Here is a 26,143-nt window from a genome sequence, read left to right on the forward strand (position 1 = left end):
GCCGAGCCGGCCCCGCCGGGCGGTGCCGAACCGGCGCCGGCCGTCGAGCGCGGCCGCGGTCGGCTCGCCGCCGGCGGCCTGCCCCGGTTCGTGCTGCGCCGGCTGCTGCTGTTCGTCCCCACCGCCGTGGGCGCCGGCCTGCTGACCTTCCTCCTGGTCAAGATCATCCCGGGCGGACCGGCGTACGCGAAGCTCGGTGAGGAAGCGACGCCGGAAGCCATCGCCGTGGTCGAGCGGCAGCTCGGCCTGGACCGGCCGCTGCCCGAGCAGTTCTTCGGCTGGCTGGGCAACGCGCTGGTCGGCGACCTCGGCGTGTCCTTCCAGACCGGGCAGCCGGTGATCAACCTGATCGTCAACGCGCTGCCGGTGACGATCGAGCTGGTGGTGCTGGCGATCCTGGGCACCATCGCGGTCGCGGTGCCGATCGGCGTGTACGCCGCCCGGCGGGCCGACCGCCCGGTCGGGCGGTGGATCCGCAGCACCTCGGGCCTCGGGCTGGCGGTGCCGGACTTCTTCCTGGCCCTGGTGCTGATCAGCATCTTCTCGGTGGGTCTGGGCGTGCTGCCGCGGCTGGGCTACCCGCGGCTCACCGAGGACCCGCTCGACAACCTCTATCACGTGATCCTGCCGGTGCTGCCGATGATCCTGGGCGGCAGCGCGATCGTGATCCGGCAGGTCGGCGCGGCCATGGTCGACGCGCTGGCCAGCGACTACTGCCGCACGGCGCGGGCGATGGGCCTGCCCGAACGCGTGATCACCTGGCAGTACGCGTTCCGGGCGGCGCTGCCGACCGTGCTCAACGTGGTCGCGCTGCTGGCGCTGGGGCAGCTGGGCGTGACCCTGGTGCTGGAGAAGATCTTCGTGCTGCCCGGCATGGGCAGCGCCCTGATCAACGGCATCGGCGTGCGCGACTACCCGCTGATCCTCGGGATCGTGCTGGTGTACGTGGCGATCGCGCTGGTGGTCAACCTGGTGGTGGACATCCTGGCCGGGATCGTCGACCCGGCGAGCCGGGGGGCCTGACATGACCACCACCGTCGCGAAGCACGCCGCGAAGAGCGGCGCCGCGGCCCGCACCGCCCAGCGCGACCGACCGCACCCCGGCCTGGTCGTCGCGGTCACCGTGCTCGGCGCGCTGCTGCTGGCCGCGTTGCTCGCCCCCTGGGTCGCGCCGTACGACCCGCTGGCCCAGGACCTGCTGAACCGCAACGGCGGACCGTCGGCGGCGCACCTGCTGGGCACCGACCAGTTCGGCCGCGACGTGCTGAGCCGGCTGATCTGGGGCGGGCGCAACGCCTTCGGCGGGGTCGTGATCGCCGTCGGCGTGACCACGGTGGTCGGCGTGAGCTGGGGGACGGTGGCCGGGTTCTGGCCGCGGTTCACCGGCACCGCGCTGATGCGCCTGGCCGACATCATGATCGCCTTCCCGACGATGGTGCTGGCGGTGGCCATCACCGGCTCGCTCGGGCCCGGCCTGACCACGTCGATGGTGGCGATCGGGCTGGTGCTCGCGCCCAACACCGCCCAGCTCACCCGCTCGGGCGTGCTGGCACTGCGCGAGCGGCAGTTCGTGCAGAGCGCCCGGCTCTCCGGGGTGCCGGCGCCCGTCGTGCTCCTGCGGCACGTGCTGCCGCTGGCGCTGCGGCCGGTGGTGGTGCAGCTGACCATCTACACCGGACTCGCCTTCGTCATCCAGGGCGTGCTGTCGTTCCTCGGGCTCGGCGTCGCGAAGCCGACGCCGAGCTGGGGCAGCGACCTCTCCGACGCCTACTCCCAGATCCTGTCCGCCCCGCTGCAGATCATCGCCCCGGGCGTGCTGCTCGGCGTGGTCGTGCTGTGCGTCTACCGGATCGGCGACGCGCTGCGCGACCGGATGAGCTCCGGAGCGGTCCGCACCGAGAGGACCGAGGACGATGTCATCGTCGCTTGACCCGGCCCCCCGCCCGCGCCCCCTCGACGGGCTCCGCGTCGTCGACCTCTCCTCGTCGGTCGCCGGCCAGTACGCCGGGCGCCTGCTGGCCATGCAGGGCGCGGACGTCGTGCTCGTCGAGCCGGCGGAGGGCACGCCGACGCGGCGCACTCCCCCGCTCTCGCCCGACGGCACCGAGTCCTACCTGTTCCGCCACCTCAACCAGGGCAAGCGGACGGCCGCCGCGCCGTTGGCCGAGCTGCTCGACGGCGCCGACGTGGTGCTGCGCGACCAGGGGGCGCCGCTGCCGGTCCCGCCGGCCGCCACCGTGGTCGACTGCGAGCTGGGCGACTTCCCGCCCGACGGCCCGTACGCCGGGTGGCGGGGCTCGGAGATGGTGCACCAGGCCCTGTCCGGGGTCATGAACGCCACCGGCTCTGTCGACCGCGAACCGATCTACGGGCTGGGCCAGCGGGCCTCCTACGCCACCGGCACCACCGCCTACATCTCGGTGCTCGCCGCGCTGCACGAGCGCCGCCGCTCCGGGCGCGGCCAGCGGGTGCGGGCCAGCGTGTTCGAGTCCACCGCGGCCATGGGCCAGAACCTCGTCAGCCAGGCGAGCTACAACGGCACCGAGGAGACCCGGGCCGCCTACCCGGGCTTCCTGGCCGTGCTGCGCTGCCGCGACGCCTGGGTCGTGCTGTTCGCCATCCGCAACTGGCCCAGCCTGTGCCGCGTCTTCGGGCTGGACGAGCTGCTCGACGACCCGCGGTTCAGCACCTCCGGCGACCGGCTGGCGAACTGGCCTGCGGTCGTCGAGCGGCTCCGGGAACGGGCGGCGGCGATGGCGGCCGACGACGTGGTGGCCGGGCTGCAGCGCGGCCGGGTGAGCGCGGAGAAGGTGACCGGGCTGGCCGAGCTGGTCGAGTCCGAGCAGTGGCGGGTGCGCTCGATGCTGGGCGAGGTCGGGGACCCCGCCACCGGCACCGAGACGGCGCTGCGCAGGCTGTTCGTCGTCGACGACGCCGACGGCCCGGTCGACGCGGACGTCCCCGGCCCGAGCCCGCGGCTCCCGGTCGGCGAGCCGGCGGGGAGCGCCCGGTGACCGCGGGCCCGCTGTCGGACGTGCGGGTGCTGGAGTTCAGCACCGCGTGGGCCGGGCCGTTCGCCGGTCGCTGCCTGGCCCACCTGGGCGCCGACGTGATCAAGGTGGAGGCACCCAGCCACCCGGACTCCTGGCGCGGCACCCGGGTCGGCGGGGCGCCCCGCTACTACCCCGACCTGGACCCGGGCGACGACCCGCAGAACCGCAACATGCTGTTCAACTCGCAGAACATCGACAAGCGCTCGATCGCGCTGGACCTCAAGGTGCCCGGTGCCGGCGAGGTCATGCGGGACCTCGCCCGCACCGCCGACGTCGTGCTGGCCAACTTCACCCCCGGCGTGCTGGACCGGCTCGGCGCCGGCTTCACCGCCCTGAGCCGGGTCAACCCGCGCATCGTGGTGGTCGAGATGCCGGCCTTCGGCCCCGGCGGGCCGATGTCGGGCCACCAGGGCATGGGCAAGACCATGGAGCCCGCCACCGGCATGACCGGCCTGATGGGCTACCCGGAAGGCACCCCTGTGCTCACCGGCCCCGCGCTGATGGACCCCACCGGCGGCCTGAACGCCGTCGCCGCGGTGCTCACCGGCCTGGAGCTGCGGGAGCGCACCGGGAAGGGGTGCCGGGTCGAGGTCCCGCAGGTCGAGGCGGCGGCCCACTGGATCGGCGAGTACGTCCTGGAGCAGCTGGCCACCGGCGCGACCTGGCGCCCCGACGGCAACCACCGCGACGGCTGGGCCCCGCACGACGCGTTCCGCTGCCGCGGCGACGACGAGTGGGTCGCGATCGCGGTGGCGACCGACGACCAGTGGCGGGCGCTGTGCGCGGCGATGGGCCGCCCGGACCTCCTCGACCGCGGCGCGACCGCCGCGCAGCGGCTCGCCGACCAGGCCGCGCTGGGCGCCGAGATCGCCGCGTGGACCGCCGACCGCGACAAGGTCGAGGTCGCCGAGCGGCTGCAGGCGGCCGGGGTTCCGGCCGCGCCGGTGCTGGGCGGGCGGGAGATCGCCGCGAGCCCGGCGATGCGGCGGGCCGGGATGATCGCCGAGCTGGACCACCCGCTGGTCGGGCGCCGCGCGTACAGCGCCCTCGGGTTCCGGTTCGACCGCACACCCGGCGGCCACCGGCGAGCCGCGCCGCTGTTCGGCCAGCACAACGACGACGTCCTGGGCGGCCTGCTCGGCTACGACGACGCCCGGATCGCGCGGCTCCGCGCCACCGGGGTGATCGCCGACCGCCCGACCGCGGACACCGACACCCCACGCACCCCCGCCCCGCCGACGTGACCGGGAGACGCCGATGAGCACCGGAACACCGATTGCACCAGCACCGTCACCGATCGACTACAGCCCGGCCGCGCAGGAGTTCCGGGCCGAGGTCCGCGACTGGCTCGCGGCGAACGCCCCCGACGAGATGCGCGGGGTGCAGGTCCCCCGCGAGCCGGCACCCGAACTGGCCGCGGCGCTCGCGCGCTGGGCGGACACCCTCGCCGAGGCCGGGTACATGTGCGTGGCCTGGCCGCGCGAGTACGGCGGGCGCGGCCTGTCCGGCGTCGAGGTCGCGATCATGAACGAGGAGTTCGCCCGCGCCGACGTGCCCCGGCTGACCCGCGGGATGGGCGAGGGCCTGGTCGGCCCGGCGATCATCGCGCACGCCACCGAGGAGCAGAAGGCCCGCTTCCTGCCCCCGATCATCTCCGGGGAGCACGACTACTGCCAGGGCTTCTCCGAGCCGGAGGCCGGCTCGGACCTCGCCGGCCTGCGCACCCGCGGCGTGCTGGACGGCGACCACCTGGTGATCAACGGCCAGAAGGTGTGGACCTCCGGGTTCTTCAAGGCCAACATGATCTTCACGCTGGTCCGGACCAACCCCGACGCCGCCAAGCACCGCGGGATCTCCTACGTGCTCGTCCCGATCACCGTGGACGGCGAGCCCAACGGGATCGAGTTCCGTCCGATCACCCGGATGACCGGGCTCGCGCACTTCTCCGAGACCTTCTTCACCGACACCCGCGCCCCGCTGGACAACGTCATCGGCGGCCTCGACAACGGCTGGCGGGTCGCGATGACGACCCTGGGCAGCGAGCGCGGCGGCCGCGCCACCACCCAGCACCTGGGCTTCATGCGCCAGTTCTGGCGGCTGGTCCGGGAGGTCCGCGAGCGCGGGCTGATCGACGACGTGCGCGTGCGCGAGCAGCTCGCCTGGGCCTACTCCCAGGTGGAGGTGCTGCGCTACACCGGGCTGCAGCTGGTCGCCGAGCTGGCCGCGGGCCGCTCCGGAGCCGGGCTCGGCAACGGCTCGACCACCAAGATCCGCTGGTCGGAGTACGAGCGCAGGCTGGCCGAGATCGCGATGGACCTGCTCGGTCCGGACGCCCTGGTCGTCGGCCCCGGCTACGAGCTCGACCACTGGCAGGAGGAACTGCTCGTGACCCGCTCGCACACCATCTGGGGCGGCACCGCCGAGGTCCAGCGCAACATCGTCGCCGAACGGGTGCTCGGGCTGCCCAAGGACCCGGCGGTGGCGCCGGCCCGTGCCGCAGGAGGTGAGCGATGAGCCTCGCGGTCACCGCCGAGCAGCAGGAGCTGCGCGCCACCGTCCGCCGCTGGCTCGCCGACAGCGCGCCGATGGCCCGGGTGCGCGAGCTGATGGCCACCCCCACCGCGTTCGACCCGGCGCTCTGGCGCGGCCTGGCCGAGCTCGGTGTGCTCGACCTGGCCGTGCCCGAGCAGTACGGCGGCGCCGGCTACGGCGTGCAGGAACTGGCGCACGTGTTCGACGAGTGCGGCGCCGCGCTGCTGCCCGGCCCACTGCTGGCCACCCTGGGCCTGGCCCTGCCGCTGCTGCTGGCCACCGACGACGAGCGGGCCCGGGCCCGCCACCTGCCCGGCATCGCCGACGGCTCCACGGTGGCCACGGTCGCCTGGCTGGCCCCCGGCGCCGGCTGGGACTCCGCGGGCCGCTCGATGGGCGTGACCGGCGGGAAGCTCTCGGGCAGCGCGTCGACCGTGCTGGACGGCATGTCGGCCGACCTCGTGCTGGCCGTCGCCGGCACCGGCGACTCCGCCGTCGTCGTCGCCGTCGACCCCACAGCGCCCGGGGTCACCCGCACCGCGCAGCCCACCCTCGACCAGACCCGGCCACTGGCCCAGCTGCACTTCGACGACGTGCCCTGCACCCCCGTCGGCACCGGCGCGCACCTGCTGGAACGCGCCCTGGACACCGCCGGTGTGCTGCTCGCCGCCGAGATGGTCGGCGGTGCGCAGGCCTGCCTGGACATGAGCGTGGCCTACGCCAAGGTGCGCCAGCAGTTCGGTCGGCCGATCGGGTCGTTCCAGGCGGTCAAGCACAAGTGCGCCGAGGTCCTGGTGGAGCTGGAGGGCGCGCGGGCCGCCGCGGCGTACGCGGCCTGGGCGGCCGCGGAGAACCCGGCCGAGCTGCCGGTCGTCGCGCCGCTGGCCAAGGCCGTGGCCGGCGAGGCGTACTTCCGGGCCGCGGCCGACAACGTGCAGATCCACGGCGGCATCGGCTTCACCTGGGAGCACGACGCCCACCTGTACTTCAAGCGGGCCAAGACCTCGCTCATGCTCTTCGGCGACACCGGCGCGCACCGCCGCACCCTCGCCGACCGCATCGGACTGTGACCACGACGAGGGAGTCAGCCATGGCAGCACCGACCACCACCACCTACGAGTCCATCCTGGTCGAGCGGGACGGCCCGGTGGGCATCGTCACGCTCAACCGGCCCGACGTGCTCAACTCCTGGGACTGGCTGATGTCGGAGGAGATGGCGCACGCGTTCGCCGCCCTCGACGAGGACGACGACGTGCGGGCGATCGTGCTCACCGGCGCCGGCCGGGCGTTCTGCGCCGGCGCCGGGCTGCGTCCCGCCGGCCAGACCTTCGACGGCTCGCTGCGCCGCGAGGACGCGGCGGCCAAGGTCGCCGGGCCGAAGCGCAGCGCGGAGAAGCTGCGCACACCGGTCATCGCGGCCGTCAACGGCGCCGCCGTCGGCGCCGGTCTCACCATGGCGCTGCGCGCCGACATCGTCTACGTCGCCGAGGACGCCAAGCTGGGGTTCGTGTTCAACCGGCGCGGTGTCGTCCCGGACGCCGACCTGATGTGGAGCGTCCCCCGCATGATCGGCTTCTCCCGGGCCATGGAGCTGCTGCTCACCGCGCGCATCTTCCGCGGCCGGGAGGCCGTCGAGGTCGGGCTGGCCACCAAGGCCCTGCCGGCGGCGGAGGTGCTGGCGGCGGCCGTGGCGACCGGCAAGGACATCGCCGAGAACGTCGCCCCGGTGTCGGCCGCGATCACCAAGCTGGTGACCCGGGCGTTCCTGCAGGAGACCGACCAGGCCGCGGCGCTGGAGCTGGAGCGCCGACTGTTCCGCTGGGCCGGCCAGCACGCCGACGCACCAGAGGGTGTCACCGCGTTCACGGAGAAGCGCCCGCCGCACTGGACCCTGTCCAAGACCCGCGACTTCCCCACCGAGCTGTTCGACGACGGCCGTTGACCGGGCGAGACCCGGTCCGCGCGTAGATTCCCGGGTGCAGCGGCGGAAGGAGGACCGGTGGTGACGTCGTCGGACGCGGTGCCGGACGCGGTGCCGGACGCGGTGCCGCCGCGGCCCGGGAAGGGCGCGCCCGCCCCGGCCGAGCGCCGGGACGGGCGGGCCCTGCGATCCGAGCGGACCCGCCAGGCGCTCGTCGACGCGCACGTGGCCCTGCTGCTGGAGGGCGACCTGCAACCCACCGCGGCCCGCGTCGCGGAGCGCGCCGGCGTGTCGCTCGGCTCGTTCTGGTTCCACTTCAAGGACGTCGAGTCGCTGTTCGCCGAGTCCGGGGCCAAGATCGCGCAGGCGCAGGAGGCCGCGCGGGGGCAGATCCCGCTCGACCTGCCACTGGCCGAGCGGATCGAGCGGTTCTGCCGGCAGCGCGCCCGGATGCTGGAGGCCGGGGCGGGCATGTACCGGGCCGCGCAGGCGCGGCTGTCGTCCTCGCGCCAGCTCCAGATCAACCGGATCCGGCACACCGCCCGGCTCCGTTCCGAGCTCGAGGAGCTGTTCGCCGGGGAGATCGCGGCCGCCGGGCCCGCGGGCAACGAGCTGTCCAACGCGCTGCAACTGGCCTCGACCTGGCCGTCCTGGATGGGCTGCCGCGACTACCAGGGCCTGTCGCCGGAGGAGTCGACCGCGGTCATGCGGCGGACGATGACGGCGCTCCTGGCCGCGACGAGCACGGAGGACGGCTGATCGGGTCAGACGTCGTCGGTGCGGCGGCGTTCGAGGAAGACGGTGTCGCGCCAGCGGTCGCGGTGCCGGCCGATGCGTTCGCGCAGGCCGAGGGTGCGGTAGCCGGCCGACTGGTGCAGGGCGATGCCGGCGCGGTTCTCCGGGAAGATCGAGGTCTGCAGGGTCCACAGCCCGGCCTCGTCGGCCGCGGTGACCTGCTTGTGGATCAGGGCCTTGCCGATGCCGCGGCCGCGGTGGCCCTCGCCGACGTAGATCGAGGTCTCGGCGACGCCGGTGTAGACCGGGCGCGTGGAGACGGGCCGGGCCGCGGCCCAACCGACGACCCGGCCGTCGAGTTCGGCGATCCACCGGTGCTCGGGTAGCCAGGAACGGTCGAGGGCGCGCCGGTCGGGCACCTCGGTCTCGAAGGTGGCGTCGCCGGTGGCGATCCCCTCGGCGTAGATGCGCCGCACGTCCGCCCAGTCGCCGGCGTCCATGGCCCGCACGGTGACGTCGTCGGGCAGGTCGGTCGGGCAGCACGGGCGCGGTCCGAGCATGCCCATGACGGCGTCGGCGGCGTGCGGGAGCCCGGTGCAGCAGGCCGGGTTGACCGACACCAGGGTGGCGGTGCGTTCCTTGCGCAGGTGCACGAACCCGACGTCGGCGAGCTTGCGCAGGTGGTGCGAGCAGGTGGACTGGCTGATCCCCAGCTGCTCGGTCAGCTCCCCGACGGTCACCTCCCGCCCGCTCACGGCGACGGCGTGCAGCAGCCGGACCCGCATGGGCTCGGCCAGGCACGCGAACCACTCGGCGTATCGCGCGGCATCGACCGGCGCGAGCTGGCCGGGTGTCGGCGCCGCGCTGATGTCGGAGAGAGGCAGGGTCGTGCTCATGCCGACCAGTATCGACGAACATCGATGGTTGCGTCAATCGACGCTCGTCGATACAGTCGGGCCGCATTGGATCGACGCACATCGATGGAGGGACGCCATGAGCGAGACCGCCCGCACGACGACACCCGACGAATCGCCCGTGGTGGTGATCGGCGCGGGTCCGGTGGGCCTGGCCGCCGCCGCGCAGCTGCTGGAGCGCGGGCTGCCGACGGTCGTCCTGGAAGCCGGCGCGACCGCGGGGGCCGCGGTGCGCGAGTGGCACCACGTGCGGTTGTTCTCCCGCTGGGGCGAGCTGGTCGACACCGCGGCGGCGAAGGTGCTGGCCCCGACCGGCTGGCCGGAACCCGACCCCGACACGTACCCGACCGGTGCCGAGTGGGCGCAGCGCTACCTGCAGCCGCTGGCCGACGCCCTCGGCGACCGGGTCCACTACGGGGCCCGGGTCACCGGGGTCGCCCGGCGCGGCTGGGACCGGATCGTCGACGCCGCCCGCAGCACCGAGCCGCTGACCGTGCGGGTGCGGACCGCCGGCGGCGAGGCCAGGATCGCCGCGCGGGCCGTGGTCGACGCGTCCGGCACGTGGGAGCTGCCCAACCCGCTGGGGGCCGACGGGATGCCCGCGCTCGGCGAGGCCGCCGCAGCCGACCGCATCCGCTACCGCGTCCCCGACCTCACCGACCCCGCCGAGCGGATCCGCTACGCGGGAAAGCGGGTCGCGGTCGTGGGCAGCGGACACTCCGCGCTCACCGCGCTGGTCGCGTTCGCCGACCTCGCCGAGGTCACCCCCGGCACCCGCGTGGACTGGCTGCTGCGCCGCGGCCAGGTCGGCACCGCCTTCGGCGGCGGCGACGCCGACCAGCTCCCCGCCCGCGGCGCACTCGGGCAGCGCGCCCGCCGGGCCGCCGCGGCCGGGCACATCGGCACCGTCACCGGCTTCCGCACCAGCGCCGTGCACACCACCCCCGACGGGCTCGAACTGGAGTCCTTCGACGGCGCCCGCGTCGGCCCGGTCGACGAGGTCGTGGTGCTCACCGGGTTCCGTCCCGACCTGGGCCTGCTGTCCGAGGTCCGCCTCGACCTCGACCCGGTGCTGCAGGCCCCGCGCGCGCTGGCCCCGCTCGTGGACCCGAACGTGCACTCGTGCGGCACGGTCTACCCGCACGGCGCCGCCGAGCTGGCCCAGCCCGAGCCCGACCTGTACGTGGTGGGCATGAAGAGCTACGGCCGCGCACCGACGTTCCTCGCGCTGACCGGCTACGAACAGGTCCGCTCCGTCGCCGCGGCGATCGCCGGCGACCGGGCGGCCGCCGAGCGGGTCGAGCTGGTGCTGCCCGAGACCGGCGTCTGCGGCGGCGCCGGCCTAATCGACCAGGCCGGCCCCGCCGAGACCGACGGCCCCGCGGCGGACGCCGGGGGTGGGTGCTGCGGGCCGGTCGCCCCGGTGCGACTCTCGCTCACCAGCGGCACACGCGGTTAGCCACCCGTCCCGAGCGGAGTCCGAGTCCTGGTGCGATCCGAGCCCACCGACGCGGCGCCCGGCGCGCTCTCGCCCGCCGGGCTCCGCCGCGTCCTGGCCGTGCTCTGCGGCACCGAGATCACCAGCTGGGGAGTGCTCTACTACGCCTTCCCCGTGCTGGCCCCCGGCATCGCGGCCGACACGGGCTGGTCGATCGGCACCGTCACCGCGGCGTTCTCCCTCGGCCTGGTCGTCTCCGCGGTCGTCGGCATCCCCGCCGGGCGCCGGCTCGACCGCCACGGCCCGCGCCGGGTCATGACCGCCGGCTCGGTGATCGCCGTGCCCGCGGTCGTCGGGATCGCCACCGCCCCGACGCTGCCGTGGTTCTTCGCCTCCTGGGCGCTGGCCGGGGTGGCCATGGCCGGGGTGCTCTACCAGCCCGCGTTCGCCGCGCTCACGCGCTGGTGGGGACCGCGGCGGGTCACCGCCCTCACCGCCGTCACCCTGCTCGCCGGACTGGCCAGCACCATCTTCGCCCCGCTCACCGCCGCCCTGGCCGGGCCCCTCGGGTGGCGCGGCACCTACCTCGTCCTGGCCGGCGTGCTCGGCGTGCTCACCATCCCCGCGCACCTGTTCGGGCTGCGCGGCCCGTGGCCGGACGCCGACCCGGGCGAGACCCCCGCCCACCTCGACGCCGACCCGGCCCGCGTCACCCGCAGCCGGCCGTTCGTGCTGCTGGTCGCCGCGGTCGCGCTGGGCACGTTCTCGGCGTTCGCGGTGGTGGTCAACCAGGTGCCGCTGCTGATCGAGCGCGGGATGACCACCAGCGCCGCCGCCTGGGCGCTGGGCCTCGGCGGCCTCGGCCAGGTCCTCGGCCGGCTCGGCTACGCCCGCCTGTCCGCACACACCGGCGTGCGCACCCGAACGGCGCTGGTCCTGGCCGCCACCGCCGCGACCACCGCCCTGCTCGCCGCCCTGCCGGGCCCGTCCGGACTGCTGATCGCCGTGGCGATGCTCACCGGCGCGGCCCGCGGGGTGCTCACGCTGCTGCAGGCCACCGCCGTCAGCGACCGCTGGGGCGCGGCGCACTACGGGCGCCTCGGTGCCGTCCTGTCCGCACCCGCCATGATCGCCACCGCCCTGGCCCCGTGGGCCGGTGCCGCGCTCTCCGAACTGCTCGGCGGCTACCCCGCGGTGTTCGGACTGCTCGCCGGGATCGCCGCGCTGGCCGCCGTGCTCGCGCTCGGCACCGTTCCGCGCCACCCGGCGAGCACCGCCCCCGCTCCGGAGGCGCCTCGGCCGGCCGGCGGCGAGTAGCCCGCGGTCAGCGCGCCGTCGCGGGCTTGCGGGCGCGGACGATGGCCGAGGCGGCGTGCTCGTGCACCCGGTGGGTCTCGACGATCTCGACGTCGGCCAGGCCGGCGGCGGTCAGGGCCCGCTCGAACTCGGTGCGGGTCAGGGCGCCGGCCACGCACCCGGTCCACCGGGTCGTGTCGGCGCGGGTGGCCGCGTCCATGTCGGGGTCGGCGATCACGTCCGACACCGCGAACCGGCCGCCGGGGCGCAGCACCCGCGCGGCCTCGCGCAGCACAGCGGTCTTGTCCGCGGCCAGGTTGATCACGCAGTTGGAGATCACCACGTCCACGCCGGCGTCGGGCAGCGGGATGTCCTCCAGGTAGCCCTGCAGGAACTCGACGTTGTCCACCCCCGCCGCGGCGGCGTTGGCCCGGGCCAGCTCCAGCATCTCCGGGGTCATGTCCAGCCCGTAGGCGCGCCCGCCGGGCGCCACCCGCCGCGCCGAGATCAGCACGTCCGCCCCGGCGCCCGAGCCCAGGTCCAGCACCACCTCCCCGGGGCGCAGGTCCGCGACGGCGGTGGGCACCCCGCAGCCCAACGACGCCGACACCGCCGTCGGCGGCACTCCGGCGGCCTCGGCGGGGTCGTAGAGCCGCCCGCCGAAGGCGACCTCCACCGGTCCGCAGCCACCCCCGGGTCCGCAGCAGCCGTCGCTCTCCAGGGCGTGGACCTCGACGGCGCGGGCCTCGTCGGGAGCGCCGGCCGCGGCACGGACCGCGGCGGCGGCGTAGCGGGCCCGCACGACATCGCGGATCTCCTGCGGCGTCGCGGTCGAGCCGGTGGCCGGCTGGTTCTGGTCGGGCACGTCGCACCCCCGTGTATCGACGAATGTCGAATCAGAGGTTGCTCGCTTGCATCGACAGCTGTCAAGGTAGACGCGTGTCGAATCGGAGCCGGGTGGTCGCCGAGCCGGCCGACGTGGTCGGCTGCTGTTCACCGCTGGCGCGCGAGCCCCTCGACGCCGAGCAGGCCGTCGACCTGTCCCGATCGTTCAAAGCGCTCGGCGACCCCGTCCGGCTGCGCCTGCTGTCCCTGATCGCCTCCCACGAGGGCGGCGAGGCGTGCGTGTGCGAGCTGACCGACACCTTCGAGGTCACCGGCCCGACGATCTCCCACCACCTCAAGGTGCTGCGCGAGGCCGGGCTGATCACCGGCGAGCGCCGCGGCACCTGGGTCTACTACCGCGCCGACCCCGACGCCCTGCGCCGGCTCTCCGACGTGCTCGCCACCGGCCGGCCCATCCCGGCGTGAACCCCAGGGAGCCATCGTGACGACCGTCCCCGAAGTGCTCTTCGTCTGCGTCCACAACGCCGGCCGCTCCCAGATGGCCGCCGCCCTGCTCGACCACCACGCCCACGGCACCGTCACGGTCCGCTCCGCCGGATCGGCCCCCGCCGACACCGTCAACCCCGCCGTCCGCGAGGTCATGGCCGAGATCGGCCTCGACATCGCCGGCGAGTACCCCAAGCCCCTCACCGACGACGCCGTCCGGGCCGCGGACGTCGTCATCACCATGGGCTGCGGGGACGCCTGCCCCGTCTTCGCCGGCAAGCGCTACCTCGACTGGGAGCTCGCCGACCCCGCCGGCAAGACCGTCGACCAGATCCGGCCCATCCGCGACGAGATCGACCGCCGCGTCCGCGCACTGCTCACCGAGCTCGTTCCGGCGATCTGACGCCGTCGTACCCGCCGGCCGCGCGATGCCGGGCGCGGCGACGTGATCACCGGCGAAGAATTCCGGGACGGCGGTCGGATCCGGCGGCCTCCCGGTCGTCTCACTGGTAGCGGCCCCGTGCCGCGGGACGACCGACCACCAGGAGGAGCACCACGATGACGACACCGGCCAAGCCCGACCCCGTTCCCGACACGTACCGGCGGGTGACGCCGTGCCTGGTCGTGCAGGGCGCCGCGAAGGCGCTGCAGTTCTACGCCGAGGTCTTCGGCGCGACCGAGCGCATGCGGTTCCCGGGCCCGGGTGGCAGCATCCCCCACGCGGAGATCGTGATCGGGGACGCGGTGGTCATCGTCGAGGACGAGGACCCGCAGCGGGGCACGACCGCCCCACCGGCCGGCGGGCTTCCCGGCACCCCGGTGTTCCAGTTCGTCTACGTCGAGGACGTGGACGCCGTGGTGGCCCGGGCTGCCGCCCTGGGCGCAACCGTGCGGCGCGCCCCGCAGGACCAGTTCTACGGTGACCGGGACGGCTTCATCGTGGACCCGTTCGGGCACGGCTGGGTCGTCGCGACCCACGTCGAGGACGTGGGTCCGCAGGAGATGGCGCGTCGGATGGCGGCGTGGACCGAGCCGGCGCAGGCGGAGGAGTGACCCGTGAAGTACGTGCTGATGTTCGCCGACACCGAGCAGTTCGCCGCCGACCTGGCCGCCATGGGAGAGGGTGAGCGGGCGCGCGCCTACGCCCGCGTGCAGGAGTGGTTCGCCGAGAACCAGGACAAGATCACCCACCACGCGCACCTGATGCCGCCGGAGACCGCCACCACCGTGCGGTTGGACGGCGGCGAGCCGTTGACCACGGACGGGCCGTACGTGGAGGGCAAGGAGGTGGTCAGCGGCTACGCCGAGATCGACGTGGCCGACCTGGACGAAGCGCTGCGGCTGGCCAGGACGTGGCCGGCGTGTCCGGTGGTGGAGATCCGGCCCATCGCCTCATGACCCGAGCGGGGCACGCCGAGCTGGCCCGCGTGGTGCGCGACCACGCGGGCCGGCTCGCCGCCGCCCTCGTCCACCTCGTCGGCGACTTCTCCGCCGCCGAGGACCTGGTCCAGGACGCCATCGAGGCCGCGCTGGCCCACTGGCCGGTCGAGGGCATCCCCGATCGCCCGGACGCCTGGCTCTACGCCGTGGCCCGCCGCCGCGGCCTGGACGTGCTGCGCCGGGAGAGCCGGCACCGCCAGAAGCTGGCGCTGGTGGCGTGGCCCGCCGAGCCGCTGCCCGACGACCGGCTCCGGTTGATCTTCACCTGCTGCCACCCCGCGCTGCCCCGCTCCGCCCAGGTCGCGCTCACCCTGCGGGTGGTGTGCGGCCTGACCACCGCCCAGATCGCCAAGGCGTTCCTCGTCCCGGAGAGCACCGTCGGGCAGCGCATCACCCGCGCGAAGCGCAAGATCAGCGACGCCGGCATCCCGTACCGGATCCCCGCCGACGACGAGCTCCGCGACCGCCTCGGCGTGGTCCTCGCCGTGATCTACCTGCTGTTCAACGAGGGCTACCTGTCCAGCGGCGGCCAGCAGGCGCAGTCCCGCGACCTCGCCGACGACGCCGAGTTCCTCGCGGCCCTGCTGCACCTGCTCATGCCCACCGAACCCGAGGTCGCCGGGCTGCTCGCACTGATCCGGCTGCACCGGGCGCGGCGCGCGGCCCGCTTCGACGAGGACGACGAGATCATCCAGCTCCAGCACCAGGACCGCTCCCGATGGGACCACGACGCCATCGCCGACGCCTCCCGGCTGATCGGGCGCGCCGCCGCCCTCCGGCGACCCGGGCCCTGCCAGCTGCAAGCCGCCATCGTCGCCTGCCACGCCGAGGCCGAACGCTGGGAGGACACCGACTGGACCCAGATCGTCGTGCTCTACGACATGCTGCTGCACCTCGCCCCGACCCCGGTGACCCGGCTGCACCGCGCGATCGCCCTGCGCTACGTCACCGGACCGGCCGCCGCGCTGCGCGAAGTGGACGCCCTCAGCGACGACCTGGGCGACTACCACCTGTTCCACGCCACCCGCGCGGAACTCCTCCGCGACCTCGGCCACGCCGACCGGGCACGAGCGGCGGACGAACGCGCCCTCACCCTCACCGCCAACCCGGCCGAGCGGTCGTTGCTCCGCCAGCGGCTCAGCTGGGCCTGACGGACCTCGACACTCCGCGCGGGACCGCATCCATGCGGAAGTCCGTGCGATTGTCCATGAACGTCCGGCCACGGCCCCGACCACTCGAACCGCCCGGCGCGCACACCGCCGAGGACGACGTACGCGGACTTCCGGACCGATCAGCCGAGGCTGAGCTGCCAGGACACCCCGAACCGGTCGTTGGCCCAACCGAACGGGCCGAACCCGTAGTCGTCGAGCGGCATCAGTGCGATGCCGCCTTCGGAGAGGCCGGCCCACAGCTTCTCCAACTCCTCGCGCGACCCGCAGCGCACGAACAGCGACAGCGACGGGGTGAAGTCGAACTCGTGCACGGCCGGGCTGTCCAGGCAGCGCAGCTGCTGGCCGGCCACCCGGAACACACCCTGCTTGATACCGCCCTCCGGGCCCGGCTCGCCGGGGCCGAAGCGCTCGACGACGAGCACCTCGCCGTCGTCGAACAGCCCGGTGTAGAAGGTCATGGCCTCCTCGGCCTCGCCCTTCTGGAACATCAGGAACGGGGTCAGCTTCTGCAGTTCGGGCACGGGGATCAGCTCCTCTGGGTCGCGGCCAGCCAGGCGGTCCAGCCGGCGGTCAGCGCCATGGGGTCGGCGCCTGGGGTGTAGTCGTGGTGGCCGATGGCGGGCGGCAGCCCGATCGGCGAGCGGTCGTGGAACCGGACCAGCGCGCTCGCGGTGCGCAGGCCCACGTGGTGCGCGGTGCGGATGTCGACGGTGCCGGTCAGACCGGCGACGTGCACCCGGTCGCCCTCGGCCGGGTCCCCGATCGCGGCCCGGACCCGCTCCCACGCGTCCGGGGCGGCCGGGGCCTCGGCCTCGGCGTAGACGGCGGGCCGGTCGGGGAAGTGGTGCAGGTACTGGCCAAGGGTGTGCAGGTAGAGGTGCCAGCCCGCGCTGGTCATCGCGTCGAACTCGTCGCCCCATTCCTCCTCGACGATCCCGCTGTGCACGAACCGCAGGACCGTCGTGCTCCCGTCCGCCGCTTCGAGCAGGTACTCCATCGCCTGGGTGCCGAACCGCACGGCGAACCGGTTCGGCGGGTCGGTCTCGGCCGCGACGCCGGCGCCGCCCTCCGGGCCGGGCATGAACCACCCGGCCTGGCCCTCCGGGGTGGCGATGGCCCGCCACACCTGCTCGATCGGGACGGGGAACGCGACCTCGCGGCGGATCTCGAACGGTCGGCTCACGGCCGCTCCTCGGGGGGCATCGCCGGGTGCAGGGCCACGACCAGCCGGTGCGGGCGCGCACCCGCGTCCTCGCCGCGGTGGTAGCGGGCGACGAGCGCACCGACCGCCTCGCCCAGTTCGCGGGCGAAGGCGGCCCGGTCGGCCGCGGTCGCGAAATGGACGTCGCCGTCGATGCCGAACGTGGCCACCCGGCTGCGACCGGCCGCGCCGATCAGCCGGCTCACGTCGCGCAGCAGTCGGGCCGCGAGGGCGAGCAGCCATTGGGCGGAGAGCTTGTCCGGCTCGTCGTCCGGGTCGGGGGCAAGGGCCGCCCAGGCCCGCGGGGAGACCACGAACGCCCGGGCCGTGGCGCGCAGCACGCGTTCGGTCATGTTGCCCTTGCGCCGCTCCTCGACGAGTTCGACCAGCCCGTGCGCCTCCAGCGCGCGCAGGTGGTGGTTCACCAACTGCCGGCTCAGACCCAGCGCGGCCGCGAGCGTCGTGGCCGAGCCGGGCTCGCGCAGCGCGCCCAGTAGCCGGGCGCGCAACGGGGCGAGGGCCGCCGCGGCCGCCGCCTCGTCCTCGATGACCATCGTGCCCGTCGACACCTCCATGCGCCCAGCATCTCGCTGACAGCAGACGCTGTCAAGAAAATAGAGACTTTCGGTGCGACCGCCTCTCGGGAGGACCGTCGTGCGAGGACGAGGTCACGCCGAGCGGGCCGTGGTCCCCGCTCCCCGGACACGCCGGAACGGTTCACTCGGCCGATCCCTCACGCGGGCCCGGCCAGCGCGGCCCGGGTCCGCAGGCCGGCCAGGAACGCGGCCGGGGAGGCGCCGGCGAACTGGTGGAACTCGCGGATCAGGTGGGCCTGGTCGGCGTACCCGCACTCGTCGGCGATCCGGTCCCAGCGCGGGGCCGGGTGGGTGGCCATGCGGCGCCACACCGCATCGAAGCGGGCCAGCCGGGCGGCGGTCTTCGGGGCCAGGCCGACCTGCTGCTTGAACCTGCTGATCAGGTGCCGGTGGCTCCAGCCGACCTCGTCGGCCAGCCGGCCGACCGGCAGCCTGCCGCCGGTGGCGGTCAGCCGCCGCCACGCCCAGACGACCTCCGGTGCGGGTCGCGGGCCGTCCTCGGCCCGCCGCAGCAGGTAGGCGTCCAGCAGCGCGGACTGCCGGCGCCGGTCCGCGGTGTGGCGGAGCTGGTCGGCCAGCCGCCGGACGCCGCTGCCGAGCACGTCGGTCAGGTCCATGACCTGACCGCTGATCGCGCCGGTGGGCAGACCGAGCCGGTAGGCGCCCAGCCACGTCAGCCACTGCTGCATGGCCGGGTGCGCGGGGGCGTCCGGGTGCACGTGGCAGACGTCGTGGGCGCCGATGAGGAGTTCCGGGGGGTGCCACGCCGAGTCGTCCAGCTTCAGGACGATGCCGACGCCCGCGGTGGCCGGACTGATCAGGTCGTGGGGCGGCCCGGCGGGCTCGGTGAAGCCGGCGTAGCCGCGGGCGAGCAGCCCGCGCAGCCGCGGGTGCGGCGAGCCGCCGGCGCGTGGCGCACGGGACCGCTCGGAGACCAGCACGATCCTCGTCCCGGACACCGCACGTGACCTCCCTGCGCTGCTGGACCGTCGGCCGTGGTCGGGGTGGTCCGCCAGTGCAGCGCCGGCCGAAGCGCTTGGCAACCCGCCAGGTCAATTTCCTTCAAGACCCTCCCGCGGACCGGTGCCTATCGTCGCCGTGGTCCGAGGGAGGTGCGGTGTGACCGGTCGTGGTGGTTCGGGGGACGCCCATCCCCTGCCGTTGACCGCGGACGAGGTCACGGCCGGGTGGTTGAGCGCGGCGCTCCGCACCCGCCACCCGCGCGCCGTGGTCGGCCGGGCCGAGCCGGTGCAGCTCATCGACGGGACCGCCACCAAGGTCCTGCTGCGACTGGCCTACGACCCCCACGGTCCTCGTGCCGGGCTGCCCGACCGGATGTGCGTCAAGGGCGGGTTCGGCGCGTACCGCGAGTACCTCGGCGGCATGGGCCTCTACAGCGGCGAGGTCCGCTTCTACAACGAGATCGCGCCGCTGTACGAGCTGACCTGCCCGACGAGCTACTTCGGCCTGACCCAGACCGATCCCGTCCAGGGCATCGTCGCGCTGGAGGACCTGGGGGCGCGAGGTGCCACCTTCGCGCGTGCCACGAGGCCGCTGGGCGTCGAGCTGGCCCGGGCCGGCCTCGACGCCCTCGCGGCCCTGCACGGCCAGTCGTGGCAGGACGACCGTCCCCGGCAGCTCGGTGTCGACCTGCTGCTGCCCACCGCCACCGAGCCGATCCTGCGGGACTTCCTCACCGCGTTGCCGGAGCGGTTCGCCGCACCGCGCGGCTTCGCCGCACCGGTCGTCCTGCACGACCCGGACCGGCTTCGCGCGGCGTTCACGACCTACCGGGCCGAGGCACAGCGCGCCGCCGCCTGCGTGGTCCACGGCGACGCGCACATCGGCAACGCCTACGTCGAGCCCGACGGGCGCGTGGGCTTCCTCGACTGGCAGACGGTCGCGATCGGGCCCTGGGTGCACGACGTCAACTACTTCCTCGTCTCCGCGCTCGACGTGCCCGACCGGCGGGCCCACGAGCGCGACCTGCTCGGCCACTACCTGAAGGCGCTCGCCACGTTCGGGGTGTCGGCGCCCGGGCCGGACGAGGCGTGGAGCGGCTACCGACAGGCAACGGTCCACGGCTTCCTGAGCTGGCTGTGCAACCTGGACCGCTGGCAGCCGGCCGAGGTGAACACCGCGACCTACGCGCGCTTCGGCATGGCGATGGTCGATCACGACACGTACGCCGCACTGGGGGTGTGATGTCCATCCGGGACCGCGCAGTGGTGGGCGGCGTCGCGGTCGCGCCGGACCCGTCCCACCGCGACCCGGTGTCCGACGTCCGGGCGGCGGTCGAGGTCGCGTTGCCGCTGGTGCGCGAGCGTGCCCACGCCGCGGGCGCCGGTCGCCGGCTGCCGGAGGAGGTGGTCCGGGCGCTGCGCCGGACCGGGCTGTACCGCCTGCTGCTGCCGACCGAGCTGGGTGGGGCACAGGCGCCCGTCGTGGCCGTGATGGACGTCCTGGAACGGATCGCGGCCGTCGACGGAAGCACGGCGTGGTGCGCCATGATCGGGGCGGGCAGCAACGCGTTCGCCGGCTACCTGCCCGAGTCCGGCGCCCGTCGCGTGTTCGCCGACCCCGACCAGGGCAACGCGACCATGCTCGCGCCGGTCGGTCGCCTGGTCGGCGACCGCGGGCGGCTGCGGCTGTCCGGACGGTGGCCGTTCGCCAGCAACTGCCTGCACAGCGCGTGGATCGGGCTGGGCGCGCTGTCCGAGGGGCCCGATCCGACGCCGCGGATGGTCTTCGTCGACCTGCGGTCCGTCACCGTCGAGGACACCTGGGACGCCGTCGGCCTGCGCGCCACGGGCAGCCACCACGTGAGCGTCGCCGACGTGCCGGTCGCCGACGACGAGCACTGCGCGACCGGCGACCGGCCGTGGCCGGAGGGGCCGCTGTGGCGGCTGCCGCTGCACACCGTCCTGGTGCCCCTGCTGGCCTCGGTCCCCCTGGGCATCGCCCGCGGCGCGCTCGACCACATCGCGGGCGCAACCGGCGCCGGCAGCACCGGCCTGCGCGGCCGCCTCGTCGACGACCCCGTGGCCATGAGCGACTTCGCCGTCGCCGACACCCGCTTGCGGGCGGCCCGCGCGGCGCTGCGCGAGGCCGTCGCCGAGGCGCTCGACCGGGCGGAGCAGCACGAGCCGATCGACCAGCACCTGCGGGCGCGGATCTTCCTGGCCGGGCTGCACGCCGGCGACGTCGGCGTGGAGACGACGTCGCTCGCGCACCGGCTCAGCGGAGCCGCGGCCGCGGCCGCCGGCCACCCGGTCCTGCGCGCGCTCACCGACGTGCAGGCGGCGCGCCAGCACCTGCTGCTCGCCCACCGCCACCGCCCCGAGCTCGGCCGGGCCGTGGCCGGCAACCCCGTGCGCTACCCGCCGTTCCTGCCCTGATCGGCGAGCGTCGGCGAGGTGGCCAGGTGCGTTCGAGGATCCGACCGCCGGAACCGGATCGTGCCGTCGCCGGGGGCCGGGGCCACAATCGAGGCATGCGGGCAGCCGGTCCCGCCGCGCGAGCGGCCTGGTACCTGGAGAACGAGCGGCACTCGTGGCGCGTGCCGCACCGGCCGCCGCACCCGCGCATGCGCCAGTACGTCGCCCGCGACTACGAGGGCTCGACCGAGCAGATCGGCAGCCATCGCCTCCTGCTGCCGGCGACGACATCGGTGACACTCGTCGTGAAGGTGCTGGACTCGCCGTACCGGCCGGCGGAGTTCGTGCGCGGGCCGGCCGACACGTTCCACCTGCTCGACGGGGTATGCGCCCCGGCCTACCTGCAGATCATGCTGAACCCGCTGGGCGCCTACCAGTTGCTGGGCGTCCCGCTCGACGAGCTGCGCGGTCGCGTCGCGGACCTGCGCGACGTGCTCGGCCCCGCCGGCGCCCGGTTCGCCGACCGGGTCCGCGACGCGGTGACGTGGCGGCAGCGCTTCGCGATCGTCGACGAGGTCCTCGGCGGTCGGGCGGCGACGGCGACGCCGCCGTCACCGGAGGTCGCCAGGGCGTGGTCGATCCTGGTGGCCTCCGGCGGCCGGGCGCGGGTCGGCCGGATCGCCGCCGAGGTCGGCTGGAGCCACGAGCACCTGACCCGGCGGTTCACCACCCAGGTCGGCCTGGCGCCGAAGGCCGCCGCCCGGGTGATCCGGTTCGGTCGCGCTGCCGACCGACTCGGGAGCGGCGGGTCCTCGCTGGCCGGGCTGGCCACCGAGTCCGGCTACGCCGACCAGGCCCACCTCACCCGCGACTTCCGCGCCCTGGCCGGGGTGACGCCCACCGACTTCCTGGCTCGGCTCCGCACGGCGGCGCCCCCCGACCCCGGGTGAGCACATCGCCGACCGTCCCAGCCGCGTCGATCATGTGATTCGGCCACCTCGCAGCCGTGGGTGGGTCGCCGCGCTCACCTTCGACGACGGCCCCGCTGATCGAGCAGGGCGAGCAGACCCGCGAACGCGAGGACGAGGCCGGCGAGCAGGCCGGTGAGGTGTGCGGTGCCCGCGAGACCGGACGCACCGCTGTAGGCGTCGACGCCGACGACCAGGAGCAGGTGGTAGAGCCCCCACGTGAACGGGACCGCGCTGCCGGTCCACACCGCGATGACGGCGCCCGCCCGAGCGGCCGGTGAACCGCCGACCAGGGTCACCAGTCCGGCCGCGCCGAGCAGCGCGAACACCGCGATGGGCGCGTGCACCAGGGTGGTGGCCACGTCGTCGGTCGTCGTGGCGGTGGCGAGGTGCAGGCCCGCCGCCAGTACCGCCGTGCCGGCGCCGACGGCGGTCAGCCGGCGCAGCAGCGGATGAGCCCTCCCTCGCGGCGCGCTCACCACCCCGGACCAGCGGCTCCGTGCGTGCAGCCCGAACGCGGCGACCAGGAAGACGCCCTGCCAGGCGAACCCGCCGTAGACCAGCAGCCCCACCCACGGCGCCAGCGACCCGTCGCCCAACCCGGCCCCGACACCGGCCGACACCAGTGTCGCGGGCAGGTTGACCAGCGCGATCGGGACGAGCAGCCCGGTGCCGGCCCAGGCAGGCGGCAGCAGCAGCCAGGCGGGCAGCCGATACCCCCAGCCGTGGGTCAACGCCATGGCCAGGACGATCACCAGGACGTCCAGCGCCGCGGTGATCGCGTTGCCCGCGACCCTGGCGGGATCGGTGAGCATCCCCGGATCGGCCAGGCCGACGTCGACCCGCGCGAGCCAGAGCGCCTTCAGCGCCAGGTAGGGCAGCACCCCGACGGCGACCGCCCATCCGGTGGCCCGGTGCAGGATCGGCGTGCGCGGTCGCGACCTCGGCCGGACGGGATGCGGGGTGGTCGTCGTGGTCGCGCTCATGGCCTCGATGCTGCCGTCGCCGCTCCACCGCGGCCTCCCGCTCCAGCGCGATCCGACTCCCCCGCGCGGGGGACCGCGCCGGTCCGGAGGCCGTGGTCGGGCCGGGGCCGAGATCACTGAGGTCGTCCGGGGCCCGGCCGGACGGCGGCGTCCCGCCGAGCTGGTCGAGCAGCTCCCGCCGCGTCGCCCACTCGGGTCCCCCCACCCCGACTACCCGCTCGGGTGGGTGTCGGGACCCGGTCGCGCCGCATGCTGTGACGGCCGACACGGCAGCACACGCCGACGAAGGAGCAGCAGCGACGATGACGTCCGCCACGCAGACCGCGCCACCCGCGACCGGTGAGACACTCGAACTGGACGCCGTGATCCTCGGCGCCGGCGTAGCCGGCCTGTACCAGCTCCACCAACTGCGCCAGCAGGGCTTGCGCGTGCGCGTCTTCGACCGGGCCGGCGACGTGGGCGGCACGTGGTGGTGGAACCGCTACCCCGGCGCCCGCTTCGACAGCGAGGCCTACATCTACCAGTACCTGTTCGACGAGGACCTCTACAAGGACTGGAGCTGGAGCGAGAAGTTCCCCGGCCAGCCGGAGATCGAGCGCTGGATGGGCTACGTCGCCGACCGGCTCGACCTGCGCCGCGACATCCGGTTCTCCACCACGATCACCAGCGCCCACTACGACGAGGACCGCGGTCGCTGGACCATCCGCACCGACCGCGGCGACGTCGTCGACGCGCAGTTCTTCGTCAGCTGCGCCGGGATGCTGTCCGCGCCGCTGGAGGAGGTCTTCCCGGGCCAGTCCGACTTCGCCGGGCGGATCTTCCACACCTCCCGGTGGCCGGCCGAGGGCGTCGAGCTGGCCGGGAAGCGGGTCGGGGTGGTCGGCATCGGGGCCACCGGCATCCAGGTGATCCAGACCGTGGCCGACCAGGTCGCCCACCTGACCGTGTTCGCGCGCACCCCGCAGTACGTGCTGCCGATGAAGAGCCCGGCCTACGGGGAGGCCGAGCAGGCCGCCTACAAGGCCCGCTTCGCCGAGCTCAAGGCGACGATCCCGCACACCTTCACCGGCTTCGAGTACGACTTCGAGCACGTGTGGGCCGAGTGCACGCCCGAGCAGCGCCGCGACGTGCTGGAGGAGATCTACGCCGACGGCTCGCTGAAGCTGTGGCTGGCGAGCTTCGGGGAGATGTTCTTCTCCCAGGAGGTCAACGACGAGGTCTCCGAGTTCGTCCGGGAGAAGATGCGCGCCCGGCTCAAGGACCCGCGGCTGATCGACGTCCTGGTGCCCACCGACTACGGCTTCGGCACCCACCGGGTGCCGCTGGAGCGCGACTACCTGGAGGTCTACCACCGGGAGAACGTCGAGCTGGTCGGGGTGCGCGACAACCCGATCACCCGGATCACGCCGACGGGGATCGAGCTCGCCGACGGCACCGTGCACGAGCTGGACGTCATCGTGCTGGCCACCGGGTTCGACGCCGGCACCGGGTCGCTGACCCGCATCGACGTGCGCGGGCGCGGTGGGCGCAGCCTCACCGAGGACTGGGGCCGCGACATCCGCTCGATGATGGGCCTGCAGGTGCACGGCTACCCGAACCTGCTCACCACCGCGGTCCCGCTGGCCCCGTCGGCGGCGCTGTGCAACATGACCACCTGCCTGCAGCAGCAGACCGAGTGGATCAGCGACGCGATCCGGCACGTCCGCGACCGCGGGCTGTCCACGATCGAGGCGACCGCGGAGGGCGAGGCCGCATGGGTCACCCACCACGACGAGACCGCGGGCGCGACCCTGATCGCGAACACGACCGGCTGGTACCTCGGCTCCAACGTTCCCGGCAAGCCGCGCCGGGTGCTGTCCTACACCGGCGGCGTGGGCACCTACCGGCAGAAGTGCGACGAGGTGGCGCGCGCCGGCTATCCCGGCTTCGATATCCGCTGACCAGCAGACCCTCCGCATCGACCGAAGGAGTTCGACCATGGGTTCAGGGTTCGACGGCGCCGCAACCGCCGCCATCGACGAGGTGCTGGCCGGCGCGGTCCGCACCGGCGCGGTACCGCACGTCGCGGCCATCGTCGCCGACCGCGACGGCGTCCTCTACGAGGGCGGCGCGGGGGTGCGGGTCGCCGGGGAGAGCGACGACCCGGTGACCACCGGCACCCAGTTCCGGATCATGTCCATGACCAAGATGGTGGCGACGGTCGCCGCATTGCAGCAGGTCGAGCGGGGTGAGCTGGAGCTGGACGCGCCCGTCGACACGTTCCTGCCCGAGTTCGCCGACCTGCAGGTGCTGGAGGGCTTCGACGGCGACACCCCGAAGCTGCGCCCGGCCGGCAACCGGGCCACCGTGCGCAACCTGATCACCCACACCTCGGGGTTGGCGTACTGGTTCTGGGACGCCGACCTGGCCCGCTACGAGAAGGTCACCGGCCTGCCCAACGTCGTCCCGGGCTCGCTGGAGGCGTTCACGGCGCCACTGGTCACCGACCCGGGCACCCGCTTCGTCTACGGCATCAACACCGACTGGTTGGGCAGGGTCGTCGAGAAGGTCGCCGGCACCACCCTGGACGTCGTGGTCAAGGACGGGATCACCGGCCCGCTCGGCATGGACGACACCATGTTCCGCCTCGACGCGCAGCGCTACGCCAACTGCGTCTCCGTGCACGTCCGGGGCGAGGACGGGGCGTGGACGTCGGCCGGGGAGATCCTCAACCAGGAGCCGGCGTGGTGGGCCGGCGGGCACGGGCTGTACTCCACCCCGCGCGACTACATCCGGTTCGAGCGGGCCCTGCTGCGCGGCGGCGAGCTGGACGGCGCACGGATCCTGCGCCAGGAGACCGTCGACGCGGCGTTCACCAACCAGATCGGCGACCTCGACTTCCCGGCCGAGATCCCGACCGCCGACCCGCCGATCACCGCCTCGCTGAACGTGGGCCCGGGCTGGAAGTGGGGCTACGGGCTGCTGCTCAACACCGTCGACGTGCCGGGCGCGCGGCGGGCCGGTACCGGGGCATGGGCCGGGCTGTTCAACACGCACTTCTTCATCGACCGCACCAGCGGGATCTGCGCGTCGATCTACACCAACTCGCTGCCGTTCATCACCGAGGAGGCGTGGCAGACCTACGCCGACTTCGAGGCCGCCGTCTACGCGGCGCTCTGACCGTCTCCGGGGCGGGCCGCTGT

At 74.4% G+C, this 26,143-nt stretch carries 27 protein-coding genes; 20 read left to right on the forward strand and 7 right to left on the reverse strand.

Features of this window, described 5'->3' with window-relative positions; all coding sequences use genetic code 11:
* From KIK08_RS07970 to KIK08_RS08005, 8 genes are all read left to right on the forward strand, one after another.
* A partial coding sequence (locus KIK08_RS07970; protein WP_214402372.1) for an ABC transporter permease occupies window positions 1-1,023 on the forward strand: 1,023 nt, incomplete at its 5' end.
* A 1-nt stretch (window position 1,024) separates the two neighbouring features.
* Window positions 1,025-1,930: an ABC transporter permease gene (locus KIK08_RS07975; protein ID WP_214402373.1), complete on the forward strand. Its 906-nt coding sequence runs from the start codon at window positions 1,025-1,027 to the stop codon at window positions 1,928-1,930.
* Window positions 1,914-3,014, forward strand: coding sequence for a CoA transferase (locus KIK08_RS07980; RefSeq protein WP_214402374.1), 1,101 nt, complete (start codon window positions 1,914-1,916; stop codon window positions 3,012-3,014). Before KIK08_RS07975 ends, KIK08_RS07980 begins: the two co-directional genes overlap by 17 nt.
* Window positions 3,011-4,297 carry a CaiB/BaiF CoA transferase family protein gene (locus tag KIK08_RS07985; protein WP_214402375.1) on the forward strand — a complete coding sequence of 429 codons (1,287 nt, stop codon included), beginning with the start codon at window positions 3,011-3,013 and terminating at the stop codon, window positions 4,295-4,297. Before KIK08_RS07980 ends, KIK08_RS07985 begins: the two co-directional genes overlap by 4 nt.
* A 13-nt stretch (window positions 4,298-4,310) precedes the next feature.
* The gene (locus KIK08_RS07990) at window positions 4,311-5,567 is read left to right on the forward strand and encodes an acyl-CoA dehydrogenase family protein (protein WP_214402376.1); all 1,257 of its coding nucleotides are present in this window, start codon (window positions 4,311-4,313) and stop codon (window positions 5,565-5,567) included.
* Window positions 5,564-6,655, forward strand: coding sequence for an acyl-CoA dehydrogenase family protein (locus KIK08_RS07995; RefSeq protein ID WP_214402377.1), 1,092 nt, complete (start codon window positions 5,564-5,566; stop codon window positions 6,653-6,655). Before KIK08_RS07990 ends, KIK08_RS07995 begins: the two co-directional genes overlap by 4 nt.
* 20 nt (window positions 6,656-6,675) lie before the next feature.
* Window positions 6,676-7,527: an enoyl-CoA hydratase-related protein gene (locus tag KIK08_RS08000; RefSeq protein WP_214402378.1), complete on the forward strand. Its 852-nt coding sequence runs from the start codon at window positions 6,676-6,678 to the stop codon at window positions 7,525-7,527.
* A gap of 57 nt (window positions 7,528-7,584) precedes the next feature.
* A complete protein-coding gene (locus KIK08_RS08005) occupies window positions 7,585-8,265 on the forward strand; it encodes a TetR/AcrR family transcriptional regulator (protein ID WP_308257486.1) in 681 nt (226 codons plus the stop codon).
* Window positions 8,266-8,270: 5 nt separating this feature from the next.
* Here KIK08_RS08005 and KIK08_RS08010 read toward each other — a convergent pair whose 3' ends face one another.
* Entirely contained in the window at window positions 8,271-9,137 is an 867-nt protein-coding gene (locus KIK08_RS08010) for a helix-turn-helix domain-containing GNAT family N-acetyltransferase (protein ID WP_214402379.1), read from the reverse strand.
* A gap of 97 nt (window positions 9,138-9,234) precedes the next feature.
* Between KIK08_RS08010 and KIK08_RS08015 the strand changes: the two genes are divergently transcribed.
* Together KIK08_RS08015 and KIK08_RS08020 are read left to right on the forward strand one after the other, a co-directional pair.
* Window positions 9,235-10,614 (forward strand): NAD(P)-binding domain-containing protein, encoded by a 1,380-nt coding sequence (locus tag KIK08_RS08015; RefSeq protein ID WP_214402380.1) that lies wholly within the window; start codon window positions 9,235-9,237, stop codon window positions 10,612-10,614.
* A 27-nt stretch (window positions 10,615-10,641) separates the two neighbouring features.
* The gene (locus tag KIK08_RS08020) at window positions 10,642-11,910 is read left to right on the forward strand and encodes an MFS transporter (protein ID WP_408004652.1); all 1,269 of its coding nucleotides are present in this window, start codon (window positions 10,642-10,644) and stop codon (window positions 11,908-11,910) included.
* Between the two features lie 7 nt (window positions 11,911-11,917).
* On the opposite strand, the gene arsM is transcribed toward KIK08_RS08020, so the two are convergent.
* On the reverse strand, window positions 11,918-12,754 hold the full coding sequence (gene arsM / locus KIK08_RS08025) for an arsenite methyltransferase (RefSeq protein WP_308257487.1): 837 nt from the start codon (window positions 12,752-12,754) through the stop codon (window positions 11,918-11,920).
* 74 nt (window positions 12,755-12,828) lie between these two features.
* Between arsM and KIK08_RS08030 the strand changes: the two genes are divergently transcribed.
* The 5 genes from KIK08_RS08030 to KIK08_RS08050 all read left to right on the forward strand — a co-directional run bounded on the left by KIK08_RS08030 (window position 12,829) and on the right by KIK08_RS08050 (window position 15,812).
* Complete coding sequence (locus tag KIK08_RS08030; protein WP_308257488.1) at window positions 12,829-13,200, forward strand: ArsR/SmtB family transcription factor; 372 nt, start codon at window positions 12,829-12,831, stop codon at window positions 13,198-13,200.
* Window positions 13,201-13,216: 16 nt separating this feature from the next.
* A complete protein-coding gene (locus tag KIK08_RS08035; RefSeq protein WP_214402383.1) occupies window positions 13,217-13,624 on the forward strand; it encodes an arsenate reductase ArsC in 408 nt (135 codons plus the stop codon).
* A gap of 155 nt (window positions 13,625-13,779) precedes the next feature.
* Window positions 13,780-14,274 (forward strand): VOC family protein, encoded by a 495-nt coding sequence (locus KIK08_RS08040; protein WP_214402384.1) that lies wholly within the window; start codon window positions 13,780-13,782, stop codon window positions 14,272-14,274.
* A 3-nt stretch (window positions 14,275-14,277) separates the two neighbouring features.
* Complete coding sequence (locus tag KIK08_RS39665) at window positions 14,278-14,619, forward strand: YciI family protein (protein ID WP_214402385.1); 342 nt, start codon at window positions 14,278-14,280, stop codon at window positions 14,617-14,619.
* The gene (locus KIK08_RS08050; RefSeq protein WP_214402386.1) at window positions 14,616-15,812 is read left to right on the forward strand and encodes an RNA polymerase sigma factor; all 1,197 of its coding nucleotides are present in this window, start codon (window positions 14,616-14,618) and stop codon (window positions 15,810-15,812) included. Before KIK08_RS39665 ends, KIK08_RS08050 begins: the two co-directional genes overlap by 4 nt.
* A 140-nt stretch (window positions 15,813-15,952) precedes the next feature.
* Here the strand turns inward: KIK08_RS08050 and KIK08_RS08055 are convergent, their stop codons facing one another.
* From KIK08_RS08055 to KIK08_RS41610, 4 genes are all read right to left on the reverse strand, one after another.
* Window positions 15,953-16,354, reverse strand: coding sequence for a VOC family protein (locus tag KIK08_RS08055; RefSeq protein ID WP_308257489.1), 402 nt, complete (start codon window positions 16,352-16,354; stop codon window positions 15,953-15,955).
* 5 nt (window positions 16,355-16,359) lie between these two features.
* Window positions 16,360-17,016 (reverse strand): SRPBCC family protein, encoded by a 657-nt coding sequence (locus KIK08_RS08060; RefSeq protein ID WP_214402387.1) that lies wholly within the window; start codon window positions 17,014-17,016, stop codon window positions 16,360-16,362.
* Window positions 17,013-17,609, reverse strand: a complete 597-nt coding sequence (locus tag KIK08_RS08065; protein WP_250556551.1) for an ArsR/SmtB family transcription factor — start codon at window positions 17,607-17,609, stop codon at window positions 17,013-17,015. The genes KIK08_RS08060 and KIK08_RS08065 overlap by 4 nt, the downstream gene beginning before the upstream one ends.
* Window positions 17,610-17,767: 158 nt before the next feature.
* Window positions 17,768-18,589: a helix-turn-helix domain-containing protein gene (locus KIK08_RS41610; RefSeq protein WP_214402388.1), complete on the reverse strand. Its 822-nt coding sequence runs from the start codon at window positions 18,587-18,589 to the stop codon at window positions 17,768-17,770.
* A 202-nt stretch (window positions 18,590-18,791) separates the two neighbouring features.
* On the opposite strand from KIK08_RS41610, the gene KIK08_RS08075 reads away from it, so the two are divergent.
* The 3 genes from KIK08_RS08075 to KIK08_RS08085 all read left to right on the forward strand — a co-directional run bounded on the left by KIK08_RS08075 (window position 18,792) and on the right by KIK08_RS08085 (window position 21,957).
* Complete coding sequence (locus KIK08_RS08075) at window positions 18,792-19,835, forward strand: phosphotransferase (protein ID WP_214402389.1); 1,044 nt, start codon at window positions 18,792-18,794, stop codon at window positions 19,833-19,835.
* The gene (locus KIK08_RS08080) at window positions 19,835-21,028 is read left to right on the forward strand and encodes an acyl-CoA dehydrogenase family protein (protein WP_214402390.1); all 1,194 of its coding nucleotides are present in this window, start codon (window positions 19,835-19,837) and stop codon (window positions 21,026-21,028) included. The genes KIK08_RS08075 and KIK08_RS08080 overlap by 1 nt, the downstream gene beginning before the upstream one ends.
* 95 nt (window positions 21,029-21,123) lie before the next feature.
* Window positions 21,124-21,957: a helix-turn-helix domain-containing protein gene (locus tag KIK08_RS08085; RefSeq protein WP_214402391.1), complete on the forward strand. Its 834-nt coding sequence runs from the start codon at window positions 21,124-21,126 to the stop codon at window positions 21,955-21,957.
* A 74-nt stretch (window positions 21,958-22,031) separates the two neighbouring features.
* Here the strand turns inward: KIK08_RS08085 and KIK08_RS08090 are convergent, their stop codons facing one another.
* Window positions 22,032-22,961, reverse strand: coding sequence for a hypothetical protein (locus KIK08_RS08090; protein WP_214402392.1), 930 nt, complete (start codon window positions 22,959-22,961; stop codon window positions 22,032-22,034).
* A 302-nt stretch (window positions 22,962-23,263) separates the two neighbouring features.
* On the opposite strand from KIK08_RS08090, the gene KIK08_RS08095 reads away from it, so the two are divergent.
* Window positions 23,264-24,901 (forward strand): flavin-containing monooxygenase, encoded by a 1,638-nt coding sequence (locus KIK08_RS08095; RefSeq protein WP_214402393.1) that lies wholly within the window; start codon window positions 23,264-23,266, stop codon window positions 24,899-24,901.
* Window positions 24,902-24,938: 37 nt separating this feature from the next.
* The gene (locus KIK08_RS08100; RefSeq protein WP_214402394.1) at window positions 24,939-26,120 is read left to right on the forward strand and encodes a serine hydrolase domain-containing protein; all 1,182 of its coding nucleotides are present in this window, start codon (window positions 24,939-24,941) and stop codon (window positions 26,118-26,120) included.
* Window positions 26,121-26,143: the final 23 nt, after the last annotated feature.

The organism is Pseudonocardia lacus, from assembly GCF_018531445.1.
GTDB classification, from domain to species: domain Bacteria; phylum Actinomycetota; class Actinomycetes; order Mycobacteriales; family Pseudonocardiaceae; genus Pseudonocardia; species Pseudonocardia lacus.